Origin of the sequence: Alloprevotella rava, assembly GCF_014195585.1 — a bacterium.
Lineage (GTDB): Bacteria > Bacteroidota > Bacteroidia > Bacteroidales > Bacteroidaceae > Alloprevotella > Alloprevotella rava.
On sequence record NZ_JACICA010000003.1, the window covers coordinates 1 to 25,383 of the forward strand.

The 25,383-nt window shown below is 45.2% G+C and carries 17 protein-coding genes and 3 pseudogenes; 9 read left to right on the forward strand and 11 right to left on the reverse strand.

All coding sequences use genetic code 11. The features are described from left to right. The 4 genes and pseudogenes from FHS60_RS10285 to FHS60_RS03565 form a co-directional block, all read left to right on the forward strand. Window positions 1–195, forward strand: a pseudogene (locus FHS60_RS10285) (hypothetical protein); the annotation flags it as partial. A gap of 16 nt (window positions 196–211) precedes the next feature. Beyond that, window positions 212–805: a type 1 glutamine amidotransferase family protein gene (locus FHS60_RS03555; protein WP_077085282.1), complete on the forward strand. Its 594-nt coding sequence runs from the start codon at window positions 212–214 to the stop codon at window positions 803–805. Between the two features lie 115 nt (window positions 806–920). Next, the gene (locus tag FHS60_RS03560; RefSeq protein WP_244957421.1) at window positions 921–1,544 is read left to right on the forward strand and encodes a class I SAM-dependent methyltransferase; all 624 of its coding nucleotides are present in this window, start codon (window positions 921–923) and stop codon (window positions 1,542–1,544) included. Between the two features lie 10 nt (window positions 1,545–1,554). Next, window positions 1,555–1,917 (forward strand): VOC family protein, encoded by a 363-nt coding sequence (locus FHS60_RS03565; RefSeq protein ID WP_025882206.1) that lies wholly within the window; start codon window positions 1,555–1,557, stop codon window positions 1,915–1,917. 766 nt (window positions 1,918–2,683) lie between these two features. On the opposite strand, the pseudogene FHS60_RS03570 reads toward FHS60_RS03565, so the two are convergent. Further along, a pseudogene (locus FHS60_RS03570) lies at window positions 2,684–3,319 on the reverse strand (phage integrase SAM-like domain-containing protein); the annotation flags it as partial. A 693-nt stretch (window positions 3,320–4,012) separates the two neighbouring features. Between FHS60_RS03570 and FHS60_RS03575 the strand changes: the two are divergent. Then, window positions 4,013–6,052, forward strand: a complete 2,040-nt coding sequence (locus tag FHS60_RS03575; RefSeq protein WP_183695164.1) for a TonB-dependent receptor domain-containing protein — start codon at window positions 4,013–4,015, stop codon at window positions 6,050–6,052. An 840-nt stretch (window positions 6,053–6,892) separates the two neighbouring features. Here FHS60_RS03575 and purL read toward each other — a convergent pair. Continuing rightward, complete coding sequence (gene purL, locus FHS60_RS03580) at window positions 6,893–10,594, reverse strand: phosphoribosylformylglycinamidine synthase (protein WP_183695167.1); 3,702 nt, start codon at window positions 10,592–10,594, stop codon at window positions 6,893–6,895. Between the two features lie 267 nt (window positions 10,595–10,861). Here purL and FHS60_RS03585 point away from each other — a divergent pair, with 267 nt between their 5' ends. Beyond that, entirely contained in the window at window positions 10,862–11,443 is a 582-nt protein-coding gene (locus tag FHS60_RS03585) for a UpxY family transcription antiterminator (protein ID WP_221189634.1), read from the forward strand. A 262-nt stretch (window positions 11,444–11,705) separates the two neighbouring features. On the opposite strand, the gene FHS60_RS03590 is transcribed toward FHS60_RS03585, so the two are convergent. Further along, window positions 11,706–11,876 (reverse strand): hypothetical protein, encoded by a 171-nt coding sequence (locus FHS60_RS03590; RefSeq protein WP_183695174.1) that lies wholly within the window; start codon window positions 11,874–11,876, stop codon window positions 11,706–11,708. A 165-nt stretch (window positions 11,877–12,041) separates the two neighbouring features. Beyond that, window positions 12,042–12,977: a response regulator transcription factor gene (locus tag FHS60_RS03595; protein WP_183695177.1), complete on the reverse strand. Its 936-nt coding sequence runs from the start codon at window positions 12,975–12,977 to the stop codon at window positions 12,042–12,044. 203 nt (window positions 12,978–13,180) lie between these two features. Between FHS60_RS03595 and FHS60_RS03600 the strand changes: the two genes are divergently transcribed. Next, the gene (locus FHS60_RS03600; RefSeq protein ID WP_183695180.1) at window positions 13,181–15,601 is read left to right on the forward strand and encodes a TonB-dependent receptor; all 2,421 of its coding nucleotides are present in this window, start codon (window positions 13,181–13,183) and stop codon (window positions 15,599–15,601) included. 145 nt (window positions 15,602–15,746) lie between these two features. Here the strand turns inward: FHS60_RS03600 and FHS60_RS03605 are convergent, their stop codons facing one another. The 4 genes from FHS60_RS03605 to FHS60_RS03620 form a co-directional block, all read right to left on the reverse strand. Then, window positions 15,747–16,292: a tetratricopeptide repeat protein gene (locus tag FHS60_RS03605; RefSeq protein ID WP_183695182.1), complete on the reverse strand. Its 546-nt coding sequence runs from the start codon at window positions 16,290–16,292 to the stop codon at window positions 15,747–15,749. 266 nt (window positions 16,293–16,558) lie between these two features. Beyond that, window positions 16,559–17,368 (reverse strand): LytTR family DNA-binding domain-containing protein, encoded by an 810-nt coding sequence (locus FHS60_RS03610; protein WP_183695185.1) that lies wholly within the window; start codon window positions 17,366–17,368, stop codon window positions 16,559–16,561. Window positions 17,369–17,390: 22 nt separating this feature from the next. Then, window positions 17,391–18,173 carry a ZIP family metal transporter gene (locus tag FHS60_RS03615; protein WP_183695189.1) on the reverse strand — a complete coding sequence of 261 codons (783 nt, stop codon included), beginning with the start codon at window positions 18,171–18,173 and terminating at the stop codon, window positions 17,391–17,393. Window positions 18,174–18,314: 141 nt separating this feature from the next. Further along, entirely contained in the window at window positions 18,315–20,213 is a 1,899-nt protein-coding gene (locus FHS60_RS03620; RefSeq protein ID WP_183695192.1) for a heparinase II/III domain-containing protein, read from the reverse strand. A 950-nt stretch (window positions 20,214–21,163) separates the two neighbouring features. Here FHS60_RS03620 and FHS60_RS03625 point away from each other — a divergent pair. Then, window positions 21,164–22,042: an AraC family transcriptional regulator gene (locus FHS60_RS03625; protein WP_183695195.1), complete on the forward strand. Its 879-nt coding sequence runs from the start codon at window positions 21,164–21,166 to the stop codon at window positions 22,040–22,042. Between the two features lie 157 nt (window positions 22,043–22,199). Here FHS60_RS03625 and FHS60_RS03630 read toward each other — a convergent pair whose 3' ends face one another. The 3 genes and pseudogenes from FHS60_RS03630 to FHS60_RS03640 all read right to left on the reverse strand — a co-directional run bounded on the left by FHS60_RS03630 (window position 22,200) and on the right by FHS60_RS03640 (window position 24,395). Then, window positions 22,200–23,096, reverse strand: a complete 897-nt coding sequence (locus FHS60_RS03630) for a TIGR02391 family protein (RefSeq protein ID WP_183695198.1) — start codon at window positions 23,094–23,096, stop codon at window positions 22,200–22,202. Window positions 23,097–23,545: 449 nt separating this feature from the next. Then, window positions 23,546–23,800: pseudogene (locus FHS60_RS03635) on the reverse strand (transposase); the annotation flags it as partial. Continuing rightward, window positions 23,793–24,395, reverse strand: a complete 603-nt coding sequence (locus tag FHS60_RS03640; RefSeq protein ID WP_183695728.1) for a master DNA invertase Mpi family serine-type recombinase — start codon at window positions 24,393–24,395, stop codon at window positions 23,793–23,795. The gene FHS60_RS03640 and the pseudogene FHS60_RS03635, both read right to left, overlap by 8 nt. A 651-nt stretch (window positions 24,396–25,046) precedes the next feature. Between FHS60_RS03640 and FHS60_RS03645 the strand changes: the two genes are divergently transcribed. Beyond that, window positions 25,047–25,382: a helix-turn-helix domain-containing protein gene (locus FHS60_RS03645; protein ID WP_004365227.1), complete on the forward strand. Its 336-nt coding sequence runs from the start codon at window positions 25,047–25,049 to the stop codon at window positions 25,380–25,382. The last annotated feature ends 1 nt before the right edge of the window (window position 25,383 follow it).

The window sequence follows — 25,383 nt, forward strand, 5'->3', positions numbered from 1 at the left end:
ATCAACAACAAATATACGAAAAATAATCCTCTTTTTGGGCTTTTATTGAAACTTCTTTTGAGGAAAAAGAAGAACTGCTTATCCCGAATTGGGGTCTCTGATATAGCGACTTCTTCTTTTCTGTGGAGAAAAGAGCGAATGACCGAAAACGGCGAGTGGCAAACTGTGGCGAAAGTAACGGCAGAGAGAAAATAAAATAAATGAATTTATTATGAAACAGAAAGTTTTATTTATCTTATTGAATGAATACACAGATTGGGAAGGGGCATTTCTCTCCACGGCTCTTCATGTGGGTGTGATACCGGGAGGTGAAATCAAGTATGAAGTGCATACCGTTGCCCCGACATCAGATGCCGTCCGTTCCATCGGAGGTTTCAGAACATTGCCCGATTATTCTTTCGAGAATATGCCGAAAGATTATGCAGCCTTGGTACTTATCGGCGGCAACCGTTGGGATTCCCCCGAAGCAAAACTTGTCGTCCCATTGATTCAAGAGGCTTTGGATAAAGGGAAAATCGTAGGAGCGATATGTAACGGAGCTTCGTTTCTATGTTCGCACGGTTTCCTGAACAACGTAAAGCATACGGGCAACGGTCTCGATCAACTCAAAAAATGGGGTGCTACCGGTTACACTAATGCGAAGAATTATGTGGAAGCACAAGCTGTCAGTGACAAGAACATTGTTACGGCAAACGGTGTAGGACATTTGGAATTCACTCGTGAGATGCTTTTGTTATTGGAAGCAAACAGTCCCGAACAGATAGATGCTTGGTACGATTTCTACAAAAACGGATTTGTGAGATAACAAATAATTTCATATGGAAAAGAATTGGGAGAAGAACTTATCCGTATATATCAAAAGAACAATTAGTCCTGACGGCAGAGACACATTTGAGTCCACATAAGCATTGAGCGAACGGATGTTTGAGTTTGCAAGTGTTAAGAATGGAGATAGATTGTTGGATTTGGGGTGTGGCTGGGGAAAATCCCTGCAACCATTCGTTCCTCATTTTTTATCCGTTCTCGGAATAGATACGAGCCAAGAGAATATTGCACAGGCAAAGGATGCTTATAAGCACTATGACAATGTTTCGTTTCAGTGTGGTAGCATTCAAAATTTGGAACTGTCGGCAGAAAGCGTGGATTTAATCATTTCCTCTCTCGTTCTGCATCAAATGGAATGGAATGAGCAGGAAAGACTGTTTGAAGCCGTGAAGCAGGTGCTGAAAACAGATGGCGAAATGATAATGGCAGATGAAATCATCTTGTTCGATCCTGACGCATCTCCCGAAAAGTTCAATGAAGTCTATCGCTATCTGTTGGAACATACCACCCCGAAAGAAGTGTATGAAAATCATATCAAGCCATATCTGCAAGAGGGACATATCTATACTTGGCAGGACATGAAAGAGGACACTCCTCCTGAATATTGGTTTCACTCAATCGAAGATTTGAAAACAACACTGGAAAAATCCCATTTGAAACTTGTGGATATTCAAGAGATAACTTCGTTCTTCGGTCTGCTGAAAATCAAACATCAATAATATCAAAAGAATGAAACCGAGAAAGATATACGCATGTTGGATTTATGTGAGTGATTTGCAGAGATCCAAACAATTTTATCAGGACATGGGCTTTGAGGTCAAACTGATAGATAGAGATTGGATTGAATTTAATTTTGGAGAAACCTCATTTGCCATTCTTCAAAGACCGGCACACAAAGGTGATGTAGTTGCAAGCAAAACAAGAATTATGTTTGAAATTGATGACATCGAACTTATATATGAGGAATTAAAGAACAAAGGAGTAAAGACGATCGGAGAAATAAGAACAGAACCTTATGGAAAGTTACTTACCTTTGAAGACCTTGACGGGCATTGGCTGGAATTTTACCAAAGACTTCCTTTTAGTGATTAAAAGGAATATGAGTATTTGATAATGGCTTTTTGTTACTTTTGAGCCGTCTCAACTCACTGTCAAAAGTAACGAGGTGTTTCTCATCGGGATTTCTTTGCTCCGTCTGTTCTTCTTGAACGGTTACCTGTTCCATCCTTACTTCAGAATAAATCATCTTGTCTGATTTTATGCGGATTCCAGAGGAGAGGGAGTTGAGTTTCCATTTCCTTTTTACCTGCTTCTCGCATATCCGACCTTTTTTGCGTCTTTCCGTCGGGTCGGTCGTTTTCGTTTCAGTGGCGTAAAAAGGTAGGGCTTAGGACAAACAAGGTTTTACGGCGAGAATACTACCTGCAATGAAATGGAAGTGTGGAGATTGTCGTCTAAACGGCTTGCCGCCTCGACCTTTTTTGTCCGTAAAAGCCCAGAACTACCTTTGCCGCTGACAACGAACAACCGATCCCGACATGATATATGGGCATAAGTAGAGGATTTGCAGACAGAGAAGCAGGGCGAAAACAGAAAACGCAGCCTTCGGAGACTACATTTATCATAAGAATAGAATACCCGGAAAACAAAAAGCAGCCCCAATGGACAGCTTTACGAAAATAACTCAGAGAAAATTCTTTTTTCTCACGATATACTCTTATCTTTGCAACAAACAAAGTGGTTCTTTGAAATGGCAAAACAAGGTAGAGTATAGAAGCTCGCTGGTTTCCTTATCGTTACCTCCCTTTATTGATAAACAATATAATCAGTTGATTATTTGACATTTATAGAATTGCCTATGCTTTGCCGTATGCGTGGTAAAGGGAAAGGCTATACCCTCTCTAAGGCGCAATGCTTTAAGATACGACTGATAGGTGGCATACTTCATCTGTGGCAGCAGTCTTTCCCTTTCTTCGCCTCGATACTTCTCTATTATCCTAATCGCTTCGGGCAACAACTTAATACGGCAAAGTACACCTGTCTTCTTCCTATTGAACTTCATCCAAAGATTTTCCTCATCATCACGGACAAGATGTGTCTTACTTAATCCCATTAAATCACAATAGGCTGCACCTGTATGACAGGCAAAAACAAACAAATCCCTTGCTGTTTCCATTTCTTCCTCCAACTCTCCGAAGTGGGTATTCATTAGTTTGTCAAGTGAACGTCTGTCAAGTGCCTTTGGGAGTTTCTTATCACCTCTTGCTATCTTTACATTAGCAAATAATAAGGTGTCAGCCAATCCTTCACGGTATGCCAACCTGCATACGGTCTTTATTTGGGATGCAACTGCATAGAAACTACTTTCCTGAAACCCTAATTTGTTCAAGTAGTAGTCCCTGAAATCATAAATGAAATTTTCTGTAAGTTGCGAGAAAGACAAATCTTCCACCTTGTACTTGTCTTCGATAAATGTCCGAAGATTATTACGGGTAAATATCTATGAAAAGAAATTCAAAGATACTGGTTATCTCAACTTCTATCGAGATCGCTCCAAGTTTCCAGAAATAGACTTGCTTAGATTCTCAAGCCTAAAGTGCACACGACCCTAAGTATGGCTGGACGGACAGTGGTCTCATTTTTTTTCTGCGATTTCCCAGTATAACTTGAGTTTCAACTAAATTGAAGATATCCATGTATTTCTGTGACGGTCAAATCCTCACGTAACATATAGTTAATATTTGTTTACTATAACCTGTGTAAGTTAATTATACAGTTAAATAATGTTAGTTTAATTATTTGTTAGCATGGAATACAAAACATAATTGCTATGTTACATGCAATCTTGTAGGTTGATTGAAATGTGATTTAGATTTCACTGAACGATCTTTTGAACGTACAATATAATTGGTATGGGATTAATTGCTTTGTTGGAAATTAGTACTTATGGCATATGGTGCAGAGCAATGGGATTACCCTGATCCACGTTGCCCCAATGCCCCAAACTTCTATAAAGATTTCTATTATGAAGACTGACTTTATCCATGTAAAAAGATACACGATTCTCTTTTTACTATTTTTGCCATCTATATGTGTGGCTCAGAGTCAAGATAGTATAATGTCGAAATGGTTGAACGAGGCAATTGTAAGTGGAAAAAGACCTCTATATACAACACGTCCGGATGCCATGATCTACAATGTAAGTTCGGATTCTTCTCTGATAGGGAAGAACAGTTATGAAGCATTTCGTAATGCTCCATTACTGAACGTGGAGCGTAACGGGACAGTCCGCTCTGTAGGAGGATGGCCAATAGAGTACTTGGTGAATGGCGCACAAGATCAATCATTGTCAGGCAACGTTCATGATGTGTTGGAAACACTGGATTCCAAATATTTGAAACGTATTGAAGTGCGTATAATACGGAATATGAGTGGACAGGAAACGTTGCAAGTCAACTTTGTTACTAAGGGACGCTTGTTAGGCTATCGTGGTCTTGGTAGTTCTACTTTGTCTGACGCCAGTTGGCGGAATGGAGCATATTTGTTTACCAAGCATAGAAAGTTCGGATTCTCTTTCTCTTATTACAACACTTGGATGTGGAGCCATGACAATAAGCAGAAATTGGAGGAATGGCGATATGCCAATCAAGACCTATATTACACGGGACGCGAAACAAAAGAGTCAGGATATAAAGTAGATCTGAATAATTTAGAGATGAATTTGTCTTATGAAATCACTCCTCTAAAATTGCTTTCTGTTTTTGCCAGCGCAATGCTGAAATCGAATCCCCATAGCAAGTCTACAACGGATAGCCATGCGGAAAATGCTGCTGCTGTGCAGACTTATCGGTATAAATATGAGCAGGATTATAAGGCGGATCGAGATGCTGAATATAATGTATCCTTGGATTATGAACAACTCTTTGGGGAAAATGCTGAACGTGGCAAATTCTTCATTGGGTACGACTTCTATTATCGTCCAGTGAAAACTCACACTTTCGGAGCCTTCTCCTCTTTGGAATATGTGAAACCGAGCTACGTGAAGGATTTCTTTAATAATCAGGAGCGAACATCTCGTTATGAGAAATGGCATACGCTGAATGTACTTTACCGCCGTAAATTTCATTCCCATCAGTTTCGTGTGGAAGAAGTCTTGCGCTATCGTGATGAAGGAAATGGAGTTTCGCAGGATCAATCCTACAACTTCGATCCCAATACTGTTCCCTATACCAAAACAGACAGGAGCGAATATAAGTATTGGCAACTATCAAATGAGTTGAACGCAGGTTACGGTTATACAAAAGACAAGATAAGCCTCAATGCGGGTACTACGTATGTTTTCATGCGGAATTTCTCGAAGCAGCCATTGCTGAAAAATTCGTTTTCAGCAAATCATCAGCTGATTACTCCACACGCAGATGTAACGTATGCACTTAATGGAAAGACCAGTTTTCGTTTGTCGTATGCAATGGGCAGGCAAGTGCCAGACATCAAAGCCCTAAATCCTTATGTCTATACAAATGTCCCAGGGCAGGTCTCATATGGTAATCCTAACCTTAAACCTCAGACCAGCCAATCGCTCTCCTTATCATCCAATCTTAGAATAGGGAATTTCAATCTATATGTATCTTCAACACATTCCTTTGCGAAAGACTTGATTTTACAACACTCATTTTTGAATAATTCTGTACTTAATATAACGTTTGATAATATCGGAAAGCGTTATGAAAATCTGACACAGATAAGTGGATCTTCCAAAATCACGCGTACCACATGGATGCAGGTGGACACTAAACTTTTTTATACGAATTACACACAAAACGCATATTATAAACGCAATAAGGGGTGCACGTTTGCAGTCAATGCGTCTTTTGAGCAAGAATTGTCACATAACTTTGATCTCTCTGTCAGTGGAGGATATAACACGCCTTATATCTATATGCAAGGAAAGGGAAAGGAAAACTTCTATTATACAATAGGTGTATACAAGAGTTTTGCGAAGAGACACATTACGATCAGTGCTGAAGCAAATAGTTTCATACCTGTATACTATGAGTCTGTGCGCACGAGTGAAAGCACAAACTTTTACAGTAGGACGAGCGACCGTAGTTTCCACGCTTCATTCCAACTTAGTCTGCGTTGGAGATTTGGCAAATTAAAAGCAGAAGAGTATAAAGTTGAAGAACATTATGAACATGAAGATATAAAAAGAACTTATGACGAATAAATATATATAGACCACATAATTGCTAGTGAAGCAAATCGGCTGAGGAATCAACATGATCCTTTTGTTAGAAATGGATGTATGGGATTGTGCTTGTTTTTATTTAACATGTACGAATTGACAGCAAATATAAAATATTACAATTTAGCACAAAATTTTCTAAGAATACTAAAATCTCTCGGTTTTTGTTTATGTGCGACACCGCTGGTGTCGGAGATCGGAAATGTTTCTTCTCCCGTGGGTGATGCTCGAGCGAGGGCGAGGGTGAACCCGTGGGGAAGTGGACAGAGAGGACTCCGATGCAGGAAGCGTCGCACTGCAAGCGTGGAAGGACAAAAACAATCACGCAGAGAGCGCGGGAATTGCTTCTCTTCTCTACCAGCGAAAACATGAAATTTGTTGTCACGTTGTCACGGATGAAATAATGCGCAGATATACAATAAGTCAGGCGCGTGACAACAATATTTTTATTGTCACACTGTTGTTACGCGTATAACACAAACCGTTTCAGCGCTTTACCCCTAAAATGTGACAACGTAACGATGTGACAACACAAAAACAATATCTGGAGAGGAGAGAGAGTCTGCCCATATTCAGCTTCCTCTTTTGCCCCCTCCGCTACAATAAGCGCGTCGACTGACGGAATAAGCCTATCAGCTGATGCGCTTATTGTATGCTCAAACGCAATAAGGATATTTGCGCTCAAGTCTTTGAGACACTACCAAATGTCTATTCGTGGAGGCAATTTTCTTCTTCTACCGACCCATTATGGAATAGAAAAATGCGGAAATCTTTTTGAGGGATTTCCGCATTTTTATTGTGTTGAGAAATGGAAGGGAGGGCTTATTTGCGCTCTTCAATCCATTTGCGAGCATTCACGAAGGCTTCCACCCAAGGAGTGACCTCGTCGGTGCGGCGTGGCTCGGGATAAGTGCCACACTGCCAGGGGAAGCAAGAGCGTTCGAGGTGCGGCATCATGGCCAGGTGGCGACCATCAGCAGAGCAGATACCTGCTACGCTATAATCGCTACCGTTGGGATTGCCGGGGTATTCGTCGTAGCTGTACTTCAAGACAACGTTGTACTTGTCCTCTGCTTCGGGTAATGAGAATTTGCCTTCGCCGTGTGCCACCCAGATGCCGAGGCGGTCGCCGCTGAGGCTGCCAAACATCACGCTGCGGTTGGTAGGGACAGTAACGCCGAGGAAAGCACTCTCAAACTTGTGGCTGTCGTTGTGAAGCATACGGGCGCGCTGCTTGTGTTCGGGGTTGATGAGGTTGAGTTCCACCATCAATTGGCAACCATTGCAAACGCCCAAACTCAAGGTGTCCTCACGGGCATAGAAGCGATCAAGTGCTGCCTTTGCTTTGGGATTGTAGAGGAAAGCTCCCGCCCAGCCTTTCGCTGAGCCGAGCACATCGGAGTTGGAGAAACCGCCGCAGAACACAATCATGTTGATATCGTCGAGGGTTTCGCGGCCGCTGATGAGGTCGGTCATCATCACGTCCTTTACGTCGAAGCCCGCCAGATATAAGGAGTAGGCCATTTCGCGCTCACCGTTCGTTCCTTTCTCGCGGATGATGGCAGCGCGGATGTCCGTAGGCGTGCGGCGTTCGGGCGTGATGCCGAGGCTCTCAAATGTGCCCTTCCAGTTGGGCTGAACAATGTTAAACTCAATCGGTTGTTGCTTGTAGTTCTCATAGCGTTTACGCGCACAGCCGTTGAAACTCTGTTTCGTGTCGAGGATATAGGACGTTTCGTACCAAACATCGCGGAGGTAGTCGATACCAAACTGATAAGTAGCACCATCCTTTGTGGCCAAAATGTGGCGTTCGTCGGTGGGTTGTCCCAGTTTGACGTATGCCACGCCGGCTTCGTCGAGCACTTTCTTAAAGGCCGCCTTGTTGGCATTGCTCACCTGCACCACCACACCAGGGTTCTCGGCGAAGAGCACCTTGATGAGGTCGTCGCACTTAAAGTTGTCGAGGTCGATCTCAAGTCCGCCCTCCGTGTTGGCAAAGCACATCTCGAGCAAGCAGGTGATGAGACCGCCCGCACTAATGTCGTGACCCGCCACGATGAGGCCTTTCTCCACCAATTGCTGAACGGCGTTGAAAGCATCGCGGAAGTATTCGGGATTCTTCACCGTGGGCACATCGCTACCCACCTTCTTCAGCGTTTGGGCAAAAGCCGAACCGCCGAGGCGCAGGTCGTCGAAACTGAAATCAATGTGATAGAGCGAAGTCTTCGGGTTGTTCTGAACAACGGGAGAAACCACTTTGCGAACATCGCTCACCTCGCCGCCAGCACTCACGATGACCGTACCCGGAGAAATGATTTTCTCACCATTGGGGTATTGCTGTGAGAGCGAAAGACTATCCTTACCCGTGGGCACATTGATTTGCAGCGCGCAACAGAAGTCGGACAGAGCCTGCACACCTTCGTAGAGACGAGCATCCTCGCCCTTCTGTGAGCGGCAAGGCCACATCCAGTTGGCCGAGAGGGACACGCTGTCGAGGCTTTCAGAGAGAGGTGCCCATACGATATTGGTGAGCGATTCGGCCACAGAGAGCACACTGCCCGCAGCAGGGTTGGCCAGTCCGGCTTGCGGCGCATGACCCAGCGCAGTAGCGATACCCTTATGCCCGCGGTAGTCGAGAGCCACCACGCCGCAGTCGCTCAACGACAGTTGCAGTTCGCCCTGACATTGCTGGCGCGCAATCTTGCCCGTTACCGAACGATCCACTTTGTTTGTGAGCCAGTCCTTGCAAGCCACCGCCTCCAACTGGAGCACATTGTTGAGATATTCGTTGAGATGACGCACCTCGTAGGTGGCATCTTCGTAGTGGCGAACAACAGTTTCGTCCACCATGACCGTCTTGGGCGAATGGCCAAACATTTGAGCTACATCGAGATCGAACGGACGAACACCATCGGCCTGTACGAAGCTGAAATGAGCATCGCCCGTAGTCTCGCCCACCACATACATTGGTGCGCGTTCGCGTTCCGCAATCTTGCGCACATGGTCGAGATGTTTCTGGTCGATGAGGAGGCCCATGCGCTCCTGGCTCTCGTTGGCGATGATTTCCTTAGCCGAGAGGGTCGTGTCGCCAATGGGGAGTTTCGCCATGTCGATTTGTCCGCCACATTCCTCCACCAATTCGGAGAGACAGTTCACATGACCTGCCGAGCCGTGGTCGTGGATCGAAACAACGGGGTTTACCTCCTCTTCGCAAAGCGCACGGACAAGGTTGTTGGCGCGCTTCTGCATTTCGGGATTAGCTCGCTGAATGGCGTTGAGTTCTATACCGGAGGAGTAGCGACCCGTATCAACGGAGCTGACACTACCGCCGCCCAAACCGATGCGATAATTGTCGCCACCGACAACCACCACTTTGTTGCCTTTCTCCGGCGTACCTTTGAGGCAATCTCGTTTGGTGCCGTAGCCCACACCGCCGGCCAACATAATCACTTTGTCGTAACCGTATTTCTCGTTGTTTTCCTGATGCTCAAAGGTGAGCACCGAACCCGCAATCAGCGGCTGACCGAATTTATTGCCGAAATCGGAAGCACCATTCGAAGCCTTGATAAGGATTTGTTCGGGCGATTGATAGAGCCATTGGCGCACCGGGAGCACATCCTCCCAGGGCCGACCGCCATCCAAGCGCGAATAGGCTGTCATATAAACAGCCGTGCCGGCCAAAGGCCAAGAGCCAACGCCACCGCCCATGCGGTCGCGGATTTCTCCTCCCGTTCCTGTGGCAGCTCCGTTGAAGGGTTCAACGGTAGTGGGGAAGTTGTGAGTTTCGGCTTTGAGAGAAATGACACTCTCAATGTCGCGAATGATGAAATAATCGCTCGTGGAATGATCTGCTGGTGCAAACTGTTCCACAACAGGGCCTTTGGCAAATGCCACGTTGTCCTTGTAGGCCGAGATAATCTTATGCGGATTTTCCTTTGTTGTCTTTTTGATGAGGTTGAAGAGCGACGATTCGCGCTCCTTTCCGTCGATGATAAATGTACCGCCGAAAATTTTGTGGCGGCAGTGCTCGCTGTTGATTTGGGCAAAGCCGAACACCTCCGAGTCGGTAAGTTTGCGTCCCAGTTGTTCTTCCACGTGATGGAGGTAGCCAATCTCTTCGGAGCTGAGCGCCAAACCTTCCTGCTCATTGTAGGCTTCGAGATTTTCTACATACTCGATGGGCGCCGGCTGATGGTGGATGGTGAAGATGTCCTGGTTGAGGCCATCGTAGAGGCGCTGAAGCATCGGGTCGTGGTCGGCATCCTTGCCTGTCACGGGGAAGTACTCCTCTATACGAGAAATGCCGCGGAGACCCATATTCTGAGTAATCTCTACGGCATTCGTACTCCACGGTGTGACCATTTCGCGGCGCGGCCCAACATATTGGCCTGTCAGGCTTTCGTCTGTTAGCACTTCGGCGTCGCCATAGAGCCAGCAGAGTTCGTTCACTTCGTCAGGCGTGAGCTTGTGATCCACATCGGTGGCAATCACGCTTTTTTCCTTTGTTCTGAAAAAAAGAATCATAGGGGATGATGATTTTGAAATTGCAGCAGCGAAGTTACGACGACTTTAGCGCACCTCAAAACTTTCCTTCATTAAAATTTCGCTTAGCTCCTCAACGAGGGAAAAATCTCTCGCTTCTGTCCTTCCTGGCAGTTATTGTGTTTGTCTTTTGTGCCTTAATTTCTGCCGAGCAGGATTAGACATTTGCTGCCTTTTTGCTGAAAAAATCGAGATAAAAAGGTGAGTCAAAGTGATATAAATTGTATTTTTGCCGTCCATACTATGCTCATGATGGAACAAAAAGAGAAAATTCTCACAGCGACAAATATGCCCGTAGCTACCGCGAAGGAAGAGCTTCGGTGGTGGGCGATGTCGGCCGTTTACAACCGCTCGATGAAAGTCAAGCAAATGCTGGATGGCTGGGGCGTTGAGAACTTTGTGCCGATGAAGACTGTGGTGCGCACTTACGCAGGGCGAAAAATGCGCCAGCGCATTCCCGCCATCAGCAACCTCATCTTTGTGCGTGCCTCGGAGGTGCGTATGCAGGAAGTGAAGGAGCGCAGTCGCATCTTGCAGTATCTCTGTATGCGACAAGACGGGCGCAATCGGCGCATCATCGTACCCGACGACGACATGGCCGCCTTTCAGCGAGTGGCAGGAGCTGAAGAAGAGGTGCTCTACTTCCGTCCGGAAGAAATAGACTTTGAGCGCGGCGACCGCGTGCGTATTCACGGTGGCGACTTCGATGGTGTGGAGGGCATCTTCGTAAAGGTGCAGGGTAAGCGCAATAAGATGGTGGTGGTCACAATCCCCACGCTCGTTTCTGTTGCCACACTTACTTTCGCGCCCGAACTGCTGGAGAAAATCTAAACAGCTTGCATCTCTGTGCGCAGCTGCCTTTTCCCTGATTTTATCATTCTATTTCGCAGAATAGTCCGACTGGTCAACCAGTCGGATGTTTTTTATTTATCGCCCGATTGTTTGACAATTTGCTTTCTCCTTCTGGAGCGCGAAATCGTGGCTCTTACTGGTGAATGGGGTTTAGTTATTTTCTCCTCAGATATTTTTCTGGGAAAATAGCTTTGAAAAACTGCTTTACAACATAAAAAAGCCGTTTCCTTTCCTAAATGTTTCATTCTACCTCCTTCTGTGGCGTGAAAATGCAATAAAGCTGTCGGCCGACAGAATAAGGGCGTGGGCCGACACAATAAGGAAGCCAGCCGACAGCCTTATTGTATCTGCGAATATCCTTATTGCGTTCTCGGCAAGGTGGGCGAAGGGGATTGCCGCTCTTATTTGTCATTGCAAAAGAAGCGATTCTTGGCTTCGTAAAATAAGAATCTGTTTGACAATGAAGAGGGTGCTGGTGGCTTTCTTTCAGTGTTTCTCTGGTGGGTGAGAGACTTCTGGCGAAAGGATAAACGAATCCCCTTCTTTCCTTTGCGAAAAGAAGGGGAGGAGGAATGTTTTATTTCCTATCTCGAATCTCGTCGAGCGTGATAAGGCCATTCACTACGGCGTAAATAGTAAGGCCGGAGATAGAATGAATGTCGAGTTTTCGGAATATGTTCTTGCGGTGGGTCAGGACTGTATTGACAGAAATGAAGAGTTTGTCCGCAACGTCCTTGTTGCTCATGCCGCGCGCAATACAAATGACAATTTCGCGTTCACGTTCGGAGAGTGCCTCATCGTTCTCGTTCTTCTGGATCGGCTGTCCCTTGGTTCGTTCCATCAAGAGTTCTACAGCAGGGAGGAAAAGGTCGTTTTCAACGCCGCGATGCAGCTGGAGATCCTCCTCACAGTTGAAGAGATCGAAAAGAACCATGTTGAGCAGTTCGTTAGGCCCGTCGCCTTTGTAGTATTTAATGATGAGGTTCTTTAGTTCTTGTAGTTTGTGGTTGAAGTTCTCGTTGGAGCGAGCAAACTGCAAAAATTGTGTGTCGGAAATAGAGCCGCCCTGCAACAATCGGTCTACACTCTTGAACATCTTGTTGTTCTCTGCCTCCATGTGGTGGCGAACGTCGCGCATGAACTCATCGAAGAATTGAAGGATGAGGAAAGCCACTTCGTTGGCATCGGAGCAGTTGATGGAACTCACCAAGCGTCGGCGAATGTCAGGGAGTTGGAAATCGAGGAAATAGGAGTGGGCACGCTTGAGATAGTCCGTAAGGGCAGCCGCGCTAACTTTATCTACATAATAAGAGGCTACTTCTGGCCCCACTTTAACGTAGTTGGCCACGGCCAAGAACGTAGTGACATCGACATTACTCTCCTTGCACACTTCGCGCACATTTTTCTCGCCGAAGCCCAGAGGTATTCCGAAGCGACTTAGCATCTGGAAGAGATGGTGTTCGTCGCACAGAACGTCGTACATACGGTCTGCTTCTTTATAACTATCTTTCATTGTTTTTCCTTTTGAAAAGCTATGTTGGCAAAGTTAGGAATTTATCGCGTAGTAGTCACTATATTTTATTGTCTTAGTGTGTAAAAAAGATGGAAAAAGGCATGTTTCGGCAGCATTAAGCTGTTTCTTGTCCCTATAAATAAGGATTTCGAGCGCGTAAGTAAAAGCGTAACTTTGCCGGCAAAATAAAATAACAATTTAAAATGAAGCATAAAAAACTGCTGCTTGGCGCGTTGGTATTTCCGCTAACAGCCAGCGCGGGCATTATGGAAGACACTCCTGTGGATACTTCGCGCGTGTACGATATTGAGGAAGCTGTCGTTGTGGCTTCTCCCAAAGAGCACGCGGCCTTTCGACACCAGCCCATCTCGGCTTCTGTGTTTGGCACAAAGGAGATGGCCTTTCACCACATTGAGGCTGTGAAAAATCTATCGGCTTTTGCGCCCAATGTGTATATGCCCAACTATGGTTCGCGCTTTACGAGTGCCATTTATGTGCGTGGTGTGGGGTCGCGCATCAATACGCCCGCCGTGGGACTTTATGTTGACAATATTCCCTTTGCGGATAAAGCCAGCTACGACTTTTCTTTTCTCGACATTGACCGCATCGACCTCTTGCGCGGACCGCAGGGGACGCTCTACGGGCGCGGTTCGATGAGCGGTTTGATGCGTGTGTTCACGGCCGACCCCTCGCGCCACCACGGCACGACCGTACGCTTGGGAGCATCTGGTCCAGATACGGGGCGGCGCATCAGTGCCACCACTTTTCTCCATCCTGCCAAGGGGCTGGATCTCTCGCTGAGTGGGCTTTATGCTGGCAATGCTGGTTTCTTCCGCAATACGACGACAGGGCGCAAGGCTGATGGCAACAACGAGGGCGGAGGTCGCCTTCGAGCTGTTTGGCGTGCCAACGAACGCCTGCGCTTCGATTTTAGTTCGGCTTATTTTTATAGCGATGAGGATAGTAATTCTTACTACTATCTCGGTTCAACCACCAGCTCTGAGCCTTATCCGCATCTTCTCAACAGCATTTCCCAAAACCGCCAAAGCAGCTATCGCCGCGGACTCTTTCATACGGGACTCAACGTAGAGTATAAAGCCAAGAAGTTCACCTTTTCGGCCATTACTTCCTACCTCCATCTCCGCGACCGCCTGTTTATGGATCAAGACTACGTCCGTGCGGACATCTTCTCCCTTGAGCAGCGGCAGCGGATGAACAGCGTGAGCGAGGAATTGAACTTCAAAGGCAGCAACGGGCGGAACTGGGCGTGGACCACGGGGGCATTCTTCCTCTACGAGAATAAGCGTACCACTTGCCCCGTCAATTTCTATGCAGAAGGAGTCGACTTCCTCAATTCAACGTTCCGCACCGTGATTCCGAGTTTCATTACTTTGCGATTCACCGACTCCCATTTACCATTTGACGCCTTATTGAAAACGCCGGGGATGAATGTGGCCCTGTTCCATCAGTCCACTTTCCACCATTTTCTCCTTGAGGGCTTGTCGTTCACAGCCGGTCTTCGCCTCGACTACGACCATCATGCGCTGACGCTCCATTCTCCCTCTCGTCCCTACAACTATCTCTTCCAGCTCCAAATGCCTATGTTTGGGCTCGACATCAATCGCACCTTCACGAGCGAGGCGGGACTTGCGGGGAAAAGCCATCATGGGAGTTGGCAGCTCGTGCCGAAGGTGGCATTGCAGTATGATTTGTGCAGCGGCATCGGAAATGTTTATTGGGCCGTGAGCAAGGGCTATCGCAGCGGTGGCTACAATCTGGAGAACTACAGTGACCTTTCGCAAAATATCCTGCGCAGAAACATCATGGGGCAAGTGCGCGACTACAGTATCGCTACGCTGCAAACGCTTCCAGGGCTGACGGACGAGAGCCGAGAAAGGGCCATTGGCGGCATGAGCGGTGTGATAGCCGCCAATATGCCTGGAGAGGTGAGCGTGTCCTCATTGGCTTATAAGCCCGAATATAGTTGGAACCACGAGGTGGGCACACATCTCACGCTCTTCGAGGGTGCGCTGCAACTGGATGCCGCTGCTTTTCTCATGAGCACCCACCACTTGCAGATGGCGCGCTTTTCGCCCAGCGGTTTGGGGCGCGAAATTGTGAATGCAGGGCGGAGCCGGACATACGGAGTGGAGCTTAGTGTGCGCTCCTCCCTCCTCGATAACCGCCTGAGCCTGCAAACCTCCTATGGGTGGGCACATAGCACTTTCACACAGTATTTTCTCGGTGTTGCCAAAGGCGAAACGCACGTCACGGACTATAAAGGCAATTTTGTTCCCTATGCGCCCGAACATACGCTGGCGGCTTCGGCCGACTTCCGCCAGCCTTTGTCGCACGCTTTCTTTGAGGCCTTCACGGTTGGGGCAGGAATGGTGGGCGCGGGGCGTATTTGGTGGGACGAGGCCAACACGTTTAGCAGTCCGTTCCATGCAGTGCTCAATGCCCATGCGGGAGTGGAGTTAGCCGGCAAGGTGAGTGTTGATTTCTGGGCGAGGAATCTGACAAAGGCCCATTATCGCGAAATGTCCTTTGTCTCAATGTCGCGCCGCTATGCGCAATATACGCGCCCTTTGCAAGTAGGCGTCGATGTGAAAATAGACTTTTAGGACGCTTCTGATACTGCTATCTTATCCATGACTAAGCGGATTTTTCCGCACAAGAAAGAAAAGCAGAAAAAGCCCAAAGAAAAACTGTCGGACTGGTTGAACCATTCAGCAACGCGCTGATGATGGCAACCAGTCCGACGTGTTTTTATTTCGTTCCCGTAATCCGATTCGCTTCTTCCACAAAGCGCGCTTTGAGTTGTCGGGCAAACGCGTTGTTAGGGTCGAGCTGTAGCGCTTTGTCGAAGCAGTCGAGTGCGTCGCGATAATAGACAGGGCCTTCTTTCATCGGGTCTTTCACGATGAGCGCAGTGAGGTAGAAGCCTTGCAGTGTGTAAACATCGGAGGGCGCAGCGGCTTTCATCCGTCGGAGTTGGCTGATGCGTTGGTTGGCCGCTTTGGTGAGGCCATCGGCCTGGTCGTTTTGGGGATTCATCACAGCAAAGATGAGGCAGAGGCGCGCCGCTTGGTACTTTGGTTGTACACTGTCGGGGAACTGTACCTCTATTTGCTCCATCTGTGCAATGCAGTTGAGCAGGTTTTCGGGCGTGGGAGCTTGCATCTGACTAAGGCAAGCGCTGATTTGCTGCTTCATGTCGAGCGGTTTTTCCTTGGTGGTTTGAGCTGAAGCGGAGAAACTCATGCTTGTAATAAAGAACAAGGCGATGGCGAGGTTTGAAATGATAGTTTTCATAAGTTTTGTTGTTTTTTTAGTGGAACATTAGTGAAAGGGGATCGAAGGAGAAACGACCGTATCTGTTCGATTTTCTGCAACAAAACTATGTAAGGAAAAAGTAGCGCGCAAATAGTTGTGACGCACAACCACTTTTTGGGAGAAATAACTACTGCGTGGGACGAACGAAGAGTTTTTGGGACGAACAACTAAGTTGTTTCTGCGGATAAGTATCAAAAAAACGGACCTATCTTTGAGTTGATAAATCCGATTTTCTTTCTCTGTTTTTATAAGAACGTTTTGAGCTTCGCCACATAGGAGCGCGATACGGGTACGGCCTCTTGGGCTGGAGAGAGCGTGAGGACATAGCCGTTGGAATTGCCCTTGGCGTTCGTGATGTTGTTGAGATTGACAACAAAGGAACGGTGACACTGAAAGACATTGTCGTAGGGGAGTTGCTGCATGAGTTCTGCAATGGTCAGTCGGAACGTTTGGGTGGCAACGGTGTCTTGCCGCTTGTAGTGGACAACGATGTCGTTTCGGATTGATTCGGCAAAGAGGAAATCATTGATGGGTAACTCCAGAGCTTGTCCCCTCACAGCTGCATCGCGGATACTCACGCGGATGTCGGTTTGCTGCTCCGCCGTTTTGTTGAGCATAGAAGCGAGTTCTGTTCGCAGTAGGCGGTTGTAGCTAATGCCTATGGAGATGAACGTGATGAAAAGACCAATGATGAACGTCCAGTAGAGGAAGGAAAAGAGCAAGGAGAAATTGAGCAGGCTCGCCCCGAAATAGAAGCTCCAAAAGGCGAAATTCCCCACGCCGATAAAGACGACGAGCAGAATCGTGGCGATGCTGGCATCGAGGATTGTCCATTTCGTTTTGCGCTTCATCACCTGTCGCGCAACGGAAGTGTGCACCAGTTCGAGGAGAAAGGTGATGAGGCCCGACGCAAGGCACGGTAGCAAAATGTTGCTCTTGGCAGCTGCCAGCCCAAAGGGGCGCAGCAAATAGAGAATAAGGAAAACGATGAAAGCGTATAGTAATTGTTCTTTCCAGGTGCTCTCCTTAAAAGGGTATTTCCGTCGTAGTATCATTTTTCTGCTGTTTGTCTAATGTTTATCCCAATGCCACATCAAGCATCATCATCACACTGAAGCCCACGGCAAAGAAGATGGTGCCGATGTTGGAGTGAGGCCCTTCCGACATTTCCGGAATCAGCTCTTCCACTACGACATAGATCATGGCTCCCGCCGCAAAGGCCAGCGTATAGGGGAGAACGGGGAGCAAAACACTTGTAGCCACGAGCACAAGGACGGCCGCAATGGGTTCTACCACGCCCGAGAGGAAGCCCATAAGGAAGGCTTTCGGCTTGCCCATTCCCGCACTCTTCAGCGGCATCGAGATGATAGCTCCCTCGGGCACGTTCTGGATGGCAATACCGATGGAGAGCGTCAGAGCCCCTGCCGCCGTCACGCTGCTTGAGCCGCCTAAGAGTCCGGAATAGATAGCTCCCACGGCCATACCTTCGGGGATGTTGTGAAGTACGACGGCAAGTACCATCATTGTGGTACGCTGCAAATGGCTTTTCGGACCTTCCGGCGCAACGGCTCCCGCATGGAGGTGGGGGATGATTTTGTCGAGCAGCAACAGAAAAAGGATGCCTGCCCAAAAGCCGATGACAGCAGGAACAAAGGACCATCGCCCCATCTGGCTACTTTGCTCGATGGCGGGGATGAGCAGACTCCACACAGAGGCCGCCACCATCACGCCAGCGGCAAAGCCCGTGAGCATGCGGTTGACAGAAAGACTCAATTCTTTTCGGAGCAAAAACACAAAGGTGGCGCCCAGCGTTGTACCTAAGAGGGGGATGAGTATTCCCCATATAATATCAGTTGTCATATTTCTTCTCTTTATTTTTCTTATGCAAAGATACGGAGAAGTTGTGAGCTGTAAAATACACGCTTTGAGGTAGGAAAAAAGCGGTATATAGTTGTTGGGACATAAGAACTTATTTGTTTTAATGCAGCTCTTTGTTCCATTTTATGGAGTACATTCAAACCGATATTCTATATCGCTCACCTCCGTTTTCGGTTTTAGCTCTATGCGATACACGTTATCGTCCCATTGCTTTTTCATCATCCCCTCGGGCATGACGACTTTCTGCCACGCAACAGTTGTTTTATCAGCGTCATACACAAGTTTAACTCCATCAGCGAGCAGCAATTGTCCATTCTTTTGCATTGCAGGACAACCATAACACATCAAAGTGATGATTACATCATGAGCCTGGTAATGCTCCGACACCTCTACTCGATTTCTCTTTTTGTTCAACATCACAGTACGTTGCCATTTTGATACTCCTGCTTCCTTGGGATATGCGTTGGCAATGTCAAGCGTAAAGATGGAAGCAGAGTCGCTAACTGTGTGCTGTACATCGGTAGCATGGTATTGCAATCCGCTGTGTTGTTCCACACCATTGATGAGGGGCACGTTGTGATACATAGAACGGTTGTTTATCAATTCATAGCGCCGCGAGCTGAACGTTTGCGCTGTATAAATATCGCGCCCAAGGTCTATGATTACGGGCTTTGCTTTACGATAGACGACAAACGAACCGACATCGTTGTGATTATGGCTCTCGCCATTCGTTCCCCCTTTTGCTGCAACGAGCCAATTGCGATTGCCAGCTACCATTATCTGCAAATTCTGAAGATAGGCCTCCTTTGTTTGCGGCTGCAATGCTTTACTCTTGCGAAGCTGAGGAAGCATGGAAAGGAGCATCAGCTCTCGTCCCAATGTTGGCCAACAGCCCGTTTTAAGAAAGAGAGTAGAGGGTTTTCTGTAATAATCGTATTGATTAGCTACATAAGCAGCAAACTGCATCAATTGAAGTCCCACTTTCTGCAGAGCAGGTTGAGTACTGTGGCTACTGTTGAGCCAAGCACCGTATGGGAACATGATATTGATATTGGGAACGTTGTGTACCTTAGCATCTGAAAAATTGACGAAAGAGAGGTTGCCGATGTGCATTGTAGAAATGAAACGCCCCATTGCTGCCACTTTCTCCTCTTCTGCTGGTGTGAGAACATATCGGTGGTCAGTAGGCAGCATCGTAGATGCGGCAGCACGGAGCATCCACAACGATTCAAAAAACGAGGCACTGGCACGATCCCAATAACCCGCCCCCTCTTCACATCCACCATCATCGGGATAGCCTTTGAGGAAAAGACGCAAACACGCCTCGCTTACATCCAATGCCCTATGGAGTTCGTTTGAGCCCGATGGTTCACAAATAAGACTTGTTGCAAGGAAGTTGCTCGTTATCCAAGAATTCCAGTTGTTAACTTTCCGCATCCAACTCTGTTTCTCTGTCACCGTAGGACGGAGGAAACGACGCCTTATCTCGCTGTATGTTCGCTCTGTCAATCCTTTCTCTACGTTGTCAATCTCTTCGCCAAGCATATACAATGACCATGCAAGCATAGAAGATGTTTCGGCATTGAAGAGATCTACCACTTGCTTGGAAGAGTCGGGATGAGCTTTGGGGTAATGAGCCGGCACTCCCCACCATGGTTCTTTATCAAGAAAATAATGCAACCCCTTGCAGATTTCTGGCATGAAACGCCCCCGATACTCCATTATCTCTGCCATTACGAGGCAAGCAAACTGACGCCGACGCAGAAAACAAGAGGCTTCATAATTGGTGCGATTACCATTTTTGCGAAACTCGGCAAACGCAGAATCTGGAATACTCTCCCAAGTTGCCAATTGATATTTCTTGCCCAATCGGATATAGTCCTGGCGCATCGCTTTCGGCACCTGATTGCGCCAATAAGCGTCGGAAGCTTTTGGGAAAGGCGCGAAAGCAGATTGAGCTACCGCCTCAGCAAAAGAAACAACAAATAAGCAGAGAAATAATATAAGCTTTCGTACTAACATATCAAATAGATTTTATTCGTAAATAAAGGTAAACCATGACAGCTTCTTCTTCGAGCAACAGGCATAAGATCCAAACGCACATTTGTTTCTGCTGTTGTTCAGCTTCCGTATCATGTTCGCAGCAATATAGCGTTCTAAAAAGCGCGTATAAGCACCAATCTTTTATAGAAAAACTATTTGCACCGCAAATATAAGAAATTTGAAAGTTACTATCATTCTTAAGTATTCTTGCATTGATAATTACTGAGCGTTAAGCCACACATGGATCGGGAAGCCTGCACGAAATTGGAAGCACTGCAAGTATCAATGAGAGACAGGCAATCATGCAATAGTGGGGGATTACACATCTACTCCTACCAGTAAAAATGTTGAATTTTGTTGTCACGTTGTCACACATGGGCAAAACAAACTGACTGACAGAGACTTATGGGGTGTGACAACAAATATCTATTCCTTTTTTGTTGTCACGCTGTTGTCACACATATAACTCAAACATTTTCAACAGCTTAACAGCTGAACGTGACAACGTGACGACGTGACAACGTGACAACAAAAAAGCAACATATAGGAGAGAGGAAGACTTCTTCTAAATTCCGCCTTCCCTCGTGCCTCCTTCGCTACAATAAGCGCGTCAGCTGACGCAATAAGGATATCAGTTGACTCCCTTATTGTATCTGAAAACGCAATAAGGATATTTATGAAAACTGTTCTCCTTTTCCTCCAGAAAATGTTTGGAAAAGTGATTCAGATATGAAAAACTTAGCGCCAGCGTGGATGCACTGCAAGCGTGGATGCAACGGCCTACACCATCAACGCTTTCACTAAGTTCTGCAAATCAGTTTTAGAACAATACACTTCTTTCTGTAATCATTTGTCTATTTTTACGCATATTTTTTGCAAGTCTGAAATTTTATTTGCACTTTTGACACACAGTTTGTAGGATTACTTTTATGACAGGGATTAAACAAATAAACTTAAACGATATCCGGCACTATTCATCGTATGAAGTACCAGGCACAGATGGGAATCTATTTTTTATAGATAAATTCCATGAAATAGACTTCAAAGAAAAGTCGCTACAACTAGGCTTCATGTTCTTCGTGTATTGCAAACAAGGAACTGTAGAAATAACCATCAATGATACCTCCTATAATGTAAAACCAGGCGATCTCATTGTGGGGCTTAACGAACTTACCATCGCGGAAACAAAGCCTAGCGAGGACTTCATGGGGCGCATCATTATAGCGTCGCAGAATTATTGCCGCGAGAGTTTTGTAGGAATGCAAAACCTTTGGCCCAATCTGCTCTACCTCTACAACAATCCCATCATCCATCTCACTGAGAAAGAGCAATCGAGACTTGCCGACACCCTCACGCTCTTCCTTGAGCGCATGAGCGATGTGAATTACACCTACCATACCGAAGCCGCACTGGCTCTCTTGCGCCTTTTCTATTTTGATGTCTGCAATATGCTGCAAGTGCGCGTAGGAAAACCCGATGAGGCCTCTATGCGTAGCTACGATATTTTCAACAAATTCCTCCACTTGGTGCAAGAAAACTGCTGCCGAGAACGCAGTGTGCAATGGTATAGCGAACAACTCTGTCTCTCCGCAAAATACTTCTCCGAAGTGGTGAAATCCGTGAGCGGACGCACCGCAGGGCAATGGATCACCAACATGGTAGTGCTCGAAATAAAAGCCTTACTCCTCAACCCCGAACTCTCCGTCAAAGAAGTGGCTCAAAAACTGAACTTCCCCAACCAGAGCTTCATGGGGAAATACTTCAAAAACGCCACCGGAATTTCCCCCTCGGAATACAGGAATTCATAATAACTCAACGCGCATATACAAGAAACAACGAATGCCTATAGAGAACGCTCATCCGTTGAATTTAGAAGCCATACAAAAGAGACGATTCTAATATATTTATAAATACATATATCAAGAAGCTCATTTCATGTACTTCATAAGTTAGGGAAATATATAATTACATAGGTTTTAATTTAGAACTATCAAGCAATCTATGTAAATGGCTTATAAAGTAGAGTTGTTCAAGACACTCTTCTCTTGTAATTAGACAATTTAAGTTATGTGCATTAGCATTCCTAAGCGCCATTACGGCTCCTGAAAATAACCACATAAATCCTTGCTGAATGTCTTTATTTTTAGCAATCTCTAAAATAGGTTTATTGGGTGAAAAAACAGTCTGCATAAGTGGAGTATTATCCAATTTATAACACAAAGATTTCTGTTTTACTCGATTAATCAAGCCTATAGCTGAATCTAAAACAGCCTGTCTATAATACCCATCTATAAACAATTTTGAGGAAGTTTTAAGAACCTCTTTGTGTAAAGATTTCAATGAGTTATCGTCTTGAAAGGATTCTATAAAGAATATATTATCAATAGCCTGATTCATTCTCTTTTTTACGCTTGAAACATATGGTACTATTTGGTTTGCAAAATATTCAAAACTATACGCTGTAAAAACTTTACCATTGATTATAAATTCAAATGGAGTTTTTAAGACAATAAATTGCCGTATACCACAATCAATTATCATTTTTTCCATCTCTTCAATAGCCCCTCTAAATGGATAATACTCAGATTGCATAGCTTCATTCAAGGAAAGTACACTTCCCGTTGGATAACGTCTAATTTCATTTCCATCTTTATCATAAAAAATTACAGGTATCTTTCTATATTCTGGCACCTCAACATTTGCATCATATCCATAAAGTTCATTTACACACAATTGCTTCAATGTCATATCTCCGACCCTTTGAGCAAGATCAATTATGGAAGGTAAAACTTCAGATAGTTTTTTAGAATTAAGTTCTCTAACTATTTGTTTTTTAAGACTATTAATATCTACTATTTCCATTTTAGGTATTCCTTTTTCCCGTTTATAAATTTGGATTACTCCTTTTCCTGTACAGAAAGAGGACATAACAAAATTAAGAAAATATTAAAGTATCAGGTAAATTTAGTACCCTATTTGTTTCTCCACTAATACACATAACCAAATATTCTGACGAAAAATATTTGAAACCTCCTCTAAAATTAAGTTCAGGAGCTGTCAACCAAAAGATAATTTAATAAACAGAACTTTCAACCTTTTCCAGTACAGAGCATATTGTACATTGATGTTGAATTGTCTTTATGATGTTTGGTAAGCCTTCGGAATCCCTTTTGAACGGCTCTGACACCGCAAAAGAACTTATTAACTCCAATTCAGTTTAAGGAAGTCTTTCTATTTTGGTATTAATAATGCACAGTTTCTCCTTTCGATCTTTATTCTCGACCGAAAGAAAAGTGTTTCACAAAAAGTTTTTAGAATAGAGTCAACTGTTTCGCTTTCTCTGTTTCTCCCATCTCAAACTCCATATTGATGGAAGGTTTGGTGTCGTAGAAAGCATACGCAGCTATGCCAGCTAAAAGGTTAACGATGAAATTAGAGATACTTCTATGGCGCGTGTGAACTATCTGTGCAACGTTCTTCAACATATCATTGATAGTTTCTATGATACTTCTCTTGCGCATAATTTTATCATGCACATCCATTAATCTGTTCTTCATATTAGTCCGACAGATTAGTTCGTTGTAGAAATAAATAAAGTGTATTGCGACTGACTTTTAGTTTATGGGCTAAATCTGTTTTAGATATACCTCTTTCCAAACTCTTTTTTATCAGCATTTCTTTGTTATCCAATTTGTGTTTCTTATTTTTACTGCCCTTACGTCGTCCCAGCACAATACCCTCTGCTTTCTTTCTCGCCAACGCTTCTTTTGTGCGTTGGCTGATAAGGTTACGCTCAATCTCTGCCGATAGTCCGAATGCAAAAGCGAGAACTTTGCTCTGAATATCATCCCCAAGGCGATAGTTGTCTTTGATAGTCCAGACTCTGCATTCCTTAGTCATGCAGATATTCAGTATTTCCATAATCATAAAGAGATTCCTGCCAAGACGTGATAGCTCGCTACAAATAATAATATCGTTCTTGTTTATTTTCTTCAACAGATTTCCCAGCTGCCGTTTGGTATAGTTCTTTGTGCCACTGATGGTTTCTTCAATCCAGTCATCAATTGAAAGATTTTGATACTCACAAAAATTGCTAATTTCGAAGCGTTGATTTTCCACTGTTTGCTTATCGCTGCTTACTCTAATATATCCGTAAATCATATTTGTATGTGTGATAGTTATTACTTTCACGAATACAAACGAATATTGTAAAAAAAAATGCGATAAGTTTTCTAAGACAATGAAGTTTTTGGGTGTAATAAAGGGTGTAAATCACGTAACTCATTGATTTACACCCTTGTTTGCGGAGAGAGAGGTTTGTGAACCAAACTCTGCTAACTCGTTGTAATTAAATGTCCTATCAATTTTGACAAATCAGTAGTGTAGCATTTTTGTAGCAGTATTTTGACCGCCTAATGACTACCATTCTGACTACCTTATGAAAGCACAACTGCTCTCTTTTCTTGAGTACAAAGGTATATAAAATTGTACTAACCTCCAAATCTTTGTGCCATAAATATTTAGAAATTTTACTGCTACACTTTCCAGTGCAAGGTGCAAGCCCCTATATATAAGGGGACTTGCACCTTGCACTGGAGGGATTTTCTCAAAATTATTTGATTTTGTTCTGGAATGATTGTTCTTACAATGTATTTCCGTTTATGAATTATAGAAAACAAACCAATTAAATCATCCCATGCCGACATCGCTCATCATATTCATCTGCACCTAATGCAAGCCACCTTGCATGGGGTGTAAACATTTGAATGTAGCGGGTTGCTCAAATTTAGGTGTCTTTGTAACTTTATACATATGAAACAGTTGCACAAAACCCTAAAGGAAAAGCGAGAGCTTGAAGGTTACTCACAAGAGTATGTCGCTGGAAAACTGAATGTTAGCTCAAGTACCATTTCACGATGGGAAACTGGAGCTGTGTCGATGACCACCTCACAAACTTACAGTTATGCCAAGGTATTGGGATGGGATGAACTCGACCTGCTTGCATCTATTGCACAAAGACAACAGGCAAGACCGCTTCCACTCGCTCAGATGAGTATCGAAGTGTTTGACAAGGAATCCTACGACAGAATTATAGATCTTGTAAAGGAGCTTGGGCCGCAACACATTATTTTACAAACCAAATTATAAA

Excerpts from the sequence above, each read along its gene's own strand:
- FHS60_RS03560 (WP_244957421.1), top strand. The coding sequence starts at position 921 with ATGTTTGAGTTTGCAAGTGTTAAGAATGGAGATAGATTGTTGGATTTG.
- FHS60_RS03615 (WP_183695189.1), bottom strand. The coding sequence starts at position 18,173 with ATGACAACTGATATTATATGGGGAATACTCATCCCCCTCTTAGGTACA.
- FHS60_RS03645 (WP_004365227.1), top strand. The coding sequence starts at position 25,047 with ATGAAACAGTTGCACAAAACCCTAAAGGAAAAGCGAGAGCTTGAAGGT.
- FHS60_RS03575 (WP_183695164.1), top strand. The coding sequence starts at position 4,013 with ATGATCTACAATGTAAGTTCGGATTCTTCTCTGATAGGGAAGAACAGT.
- FHS60_RS03565 (WP_025882206.1), top strand. The coding sequence starts at position 1,555 with ATGAAACCGAGAAAGATATACGCATGTTGGATTTATGTGAGTGATTTG.
- FHS60_RS03630 (WP_183695198.1), bottom strand. The coding sequence starts at position 23,096 with ATGGAAATAGTAGATATTAATAGTCTTAAAAAACAAATAGTTAGAGAA.
- FHS60_RS03600 (WP_183695180.1), top strand. The coding sequence starts at position 13,181 with ATGAAGCATAAAAAACTGCTGCTTGGCGCGTTGGTATTTCCGCTAACA.
- FHS60_RS03610 (WP_183695185.1), bottom strand. The coding sequence starts at position 17,368 with ATGATACTACGACGGAAATACCCTTTTAAGGAGAGCACCTGGAAAGAA.
- FHS60_RS03585 (WP_221189634.1), top strand. The coding sequence starts at position 10,862 with ATGATGGAACAAAAAGAGAAAATTCTCACAGCGACAAATATGCCCGTA.
- FHS60_RS03625 (WP_183695195.1), top strand. The coding sequence starts at position 21,164 with ATGACAGGGATTAAACAAATAAACTTAAACGATATCCGGCACTATTCA.
- FHS60_RS03620 (WP_183695192.1), bottom strand. The coding sequence starts at position 20,213 with ATGTTAGTACGAAAGCTTATATTATTTCTCTGCTTATTTGTTGTTTCT.
- FHS60_RS03590 (WP_183695174.1), bottom strand. The coding sequence starts at position 11,876 with ATGACAAATAAGAGCGGCAATCCCCTTCGCCCACCTTGCCGAGAACGC.
- FHS60_RS03555 (WP_077085282.1), top strand. The coding sequence starts at position 212 with ATGAAACAGAAAGTTTTATTTATCTTATTGAATGAATACACAGATTGG.
- FHS60_RS03595 (WP_183695177.1), bottom strand. The coding sequence starts at position 12,977 with ATGAAAGATAGTTATAAAGAAGCAGACCGTATGTACGACGTTCTGTGC.
- purL (WP_183695167.1), bottom strand. The coding sequence starts at position 10,594 with ATGATTCTTTTTTTCAGAACAAAGGAAAAAAGCGTGATTGCCACCGAT.
- FHS60_RS03605 (WP_183695182.1), bottom strand. The coding sequence starts at position 16,292 with ATGAAAACTATCATTTCAAACCTCGCCATCGCCTTGTTCTTTATTACA.
- FHS60_RS03640 (WP_183695728.1), bottom strand. The coding sequence starts at position 24,395 with ATGATTTACGGATATATTAGAGTAAGCAGCGATAAGCAAACAGTGGAA.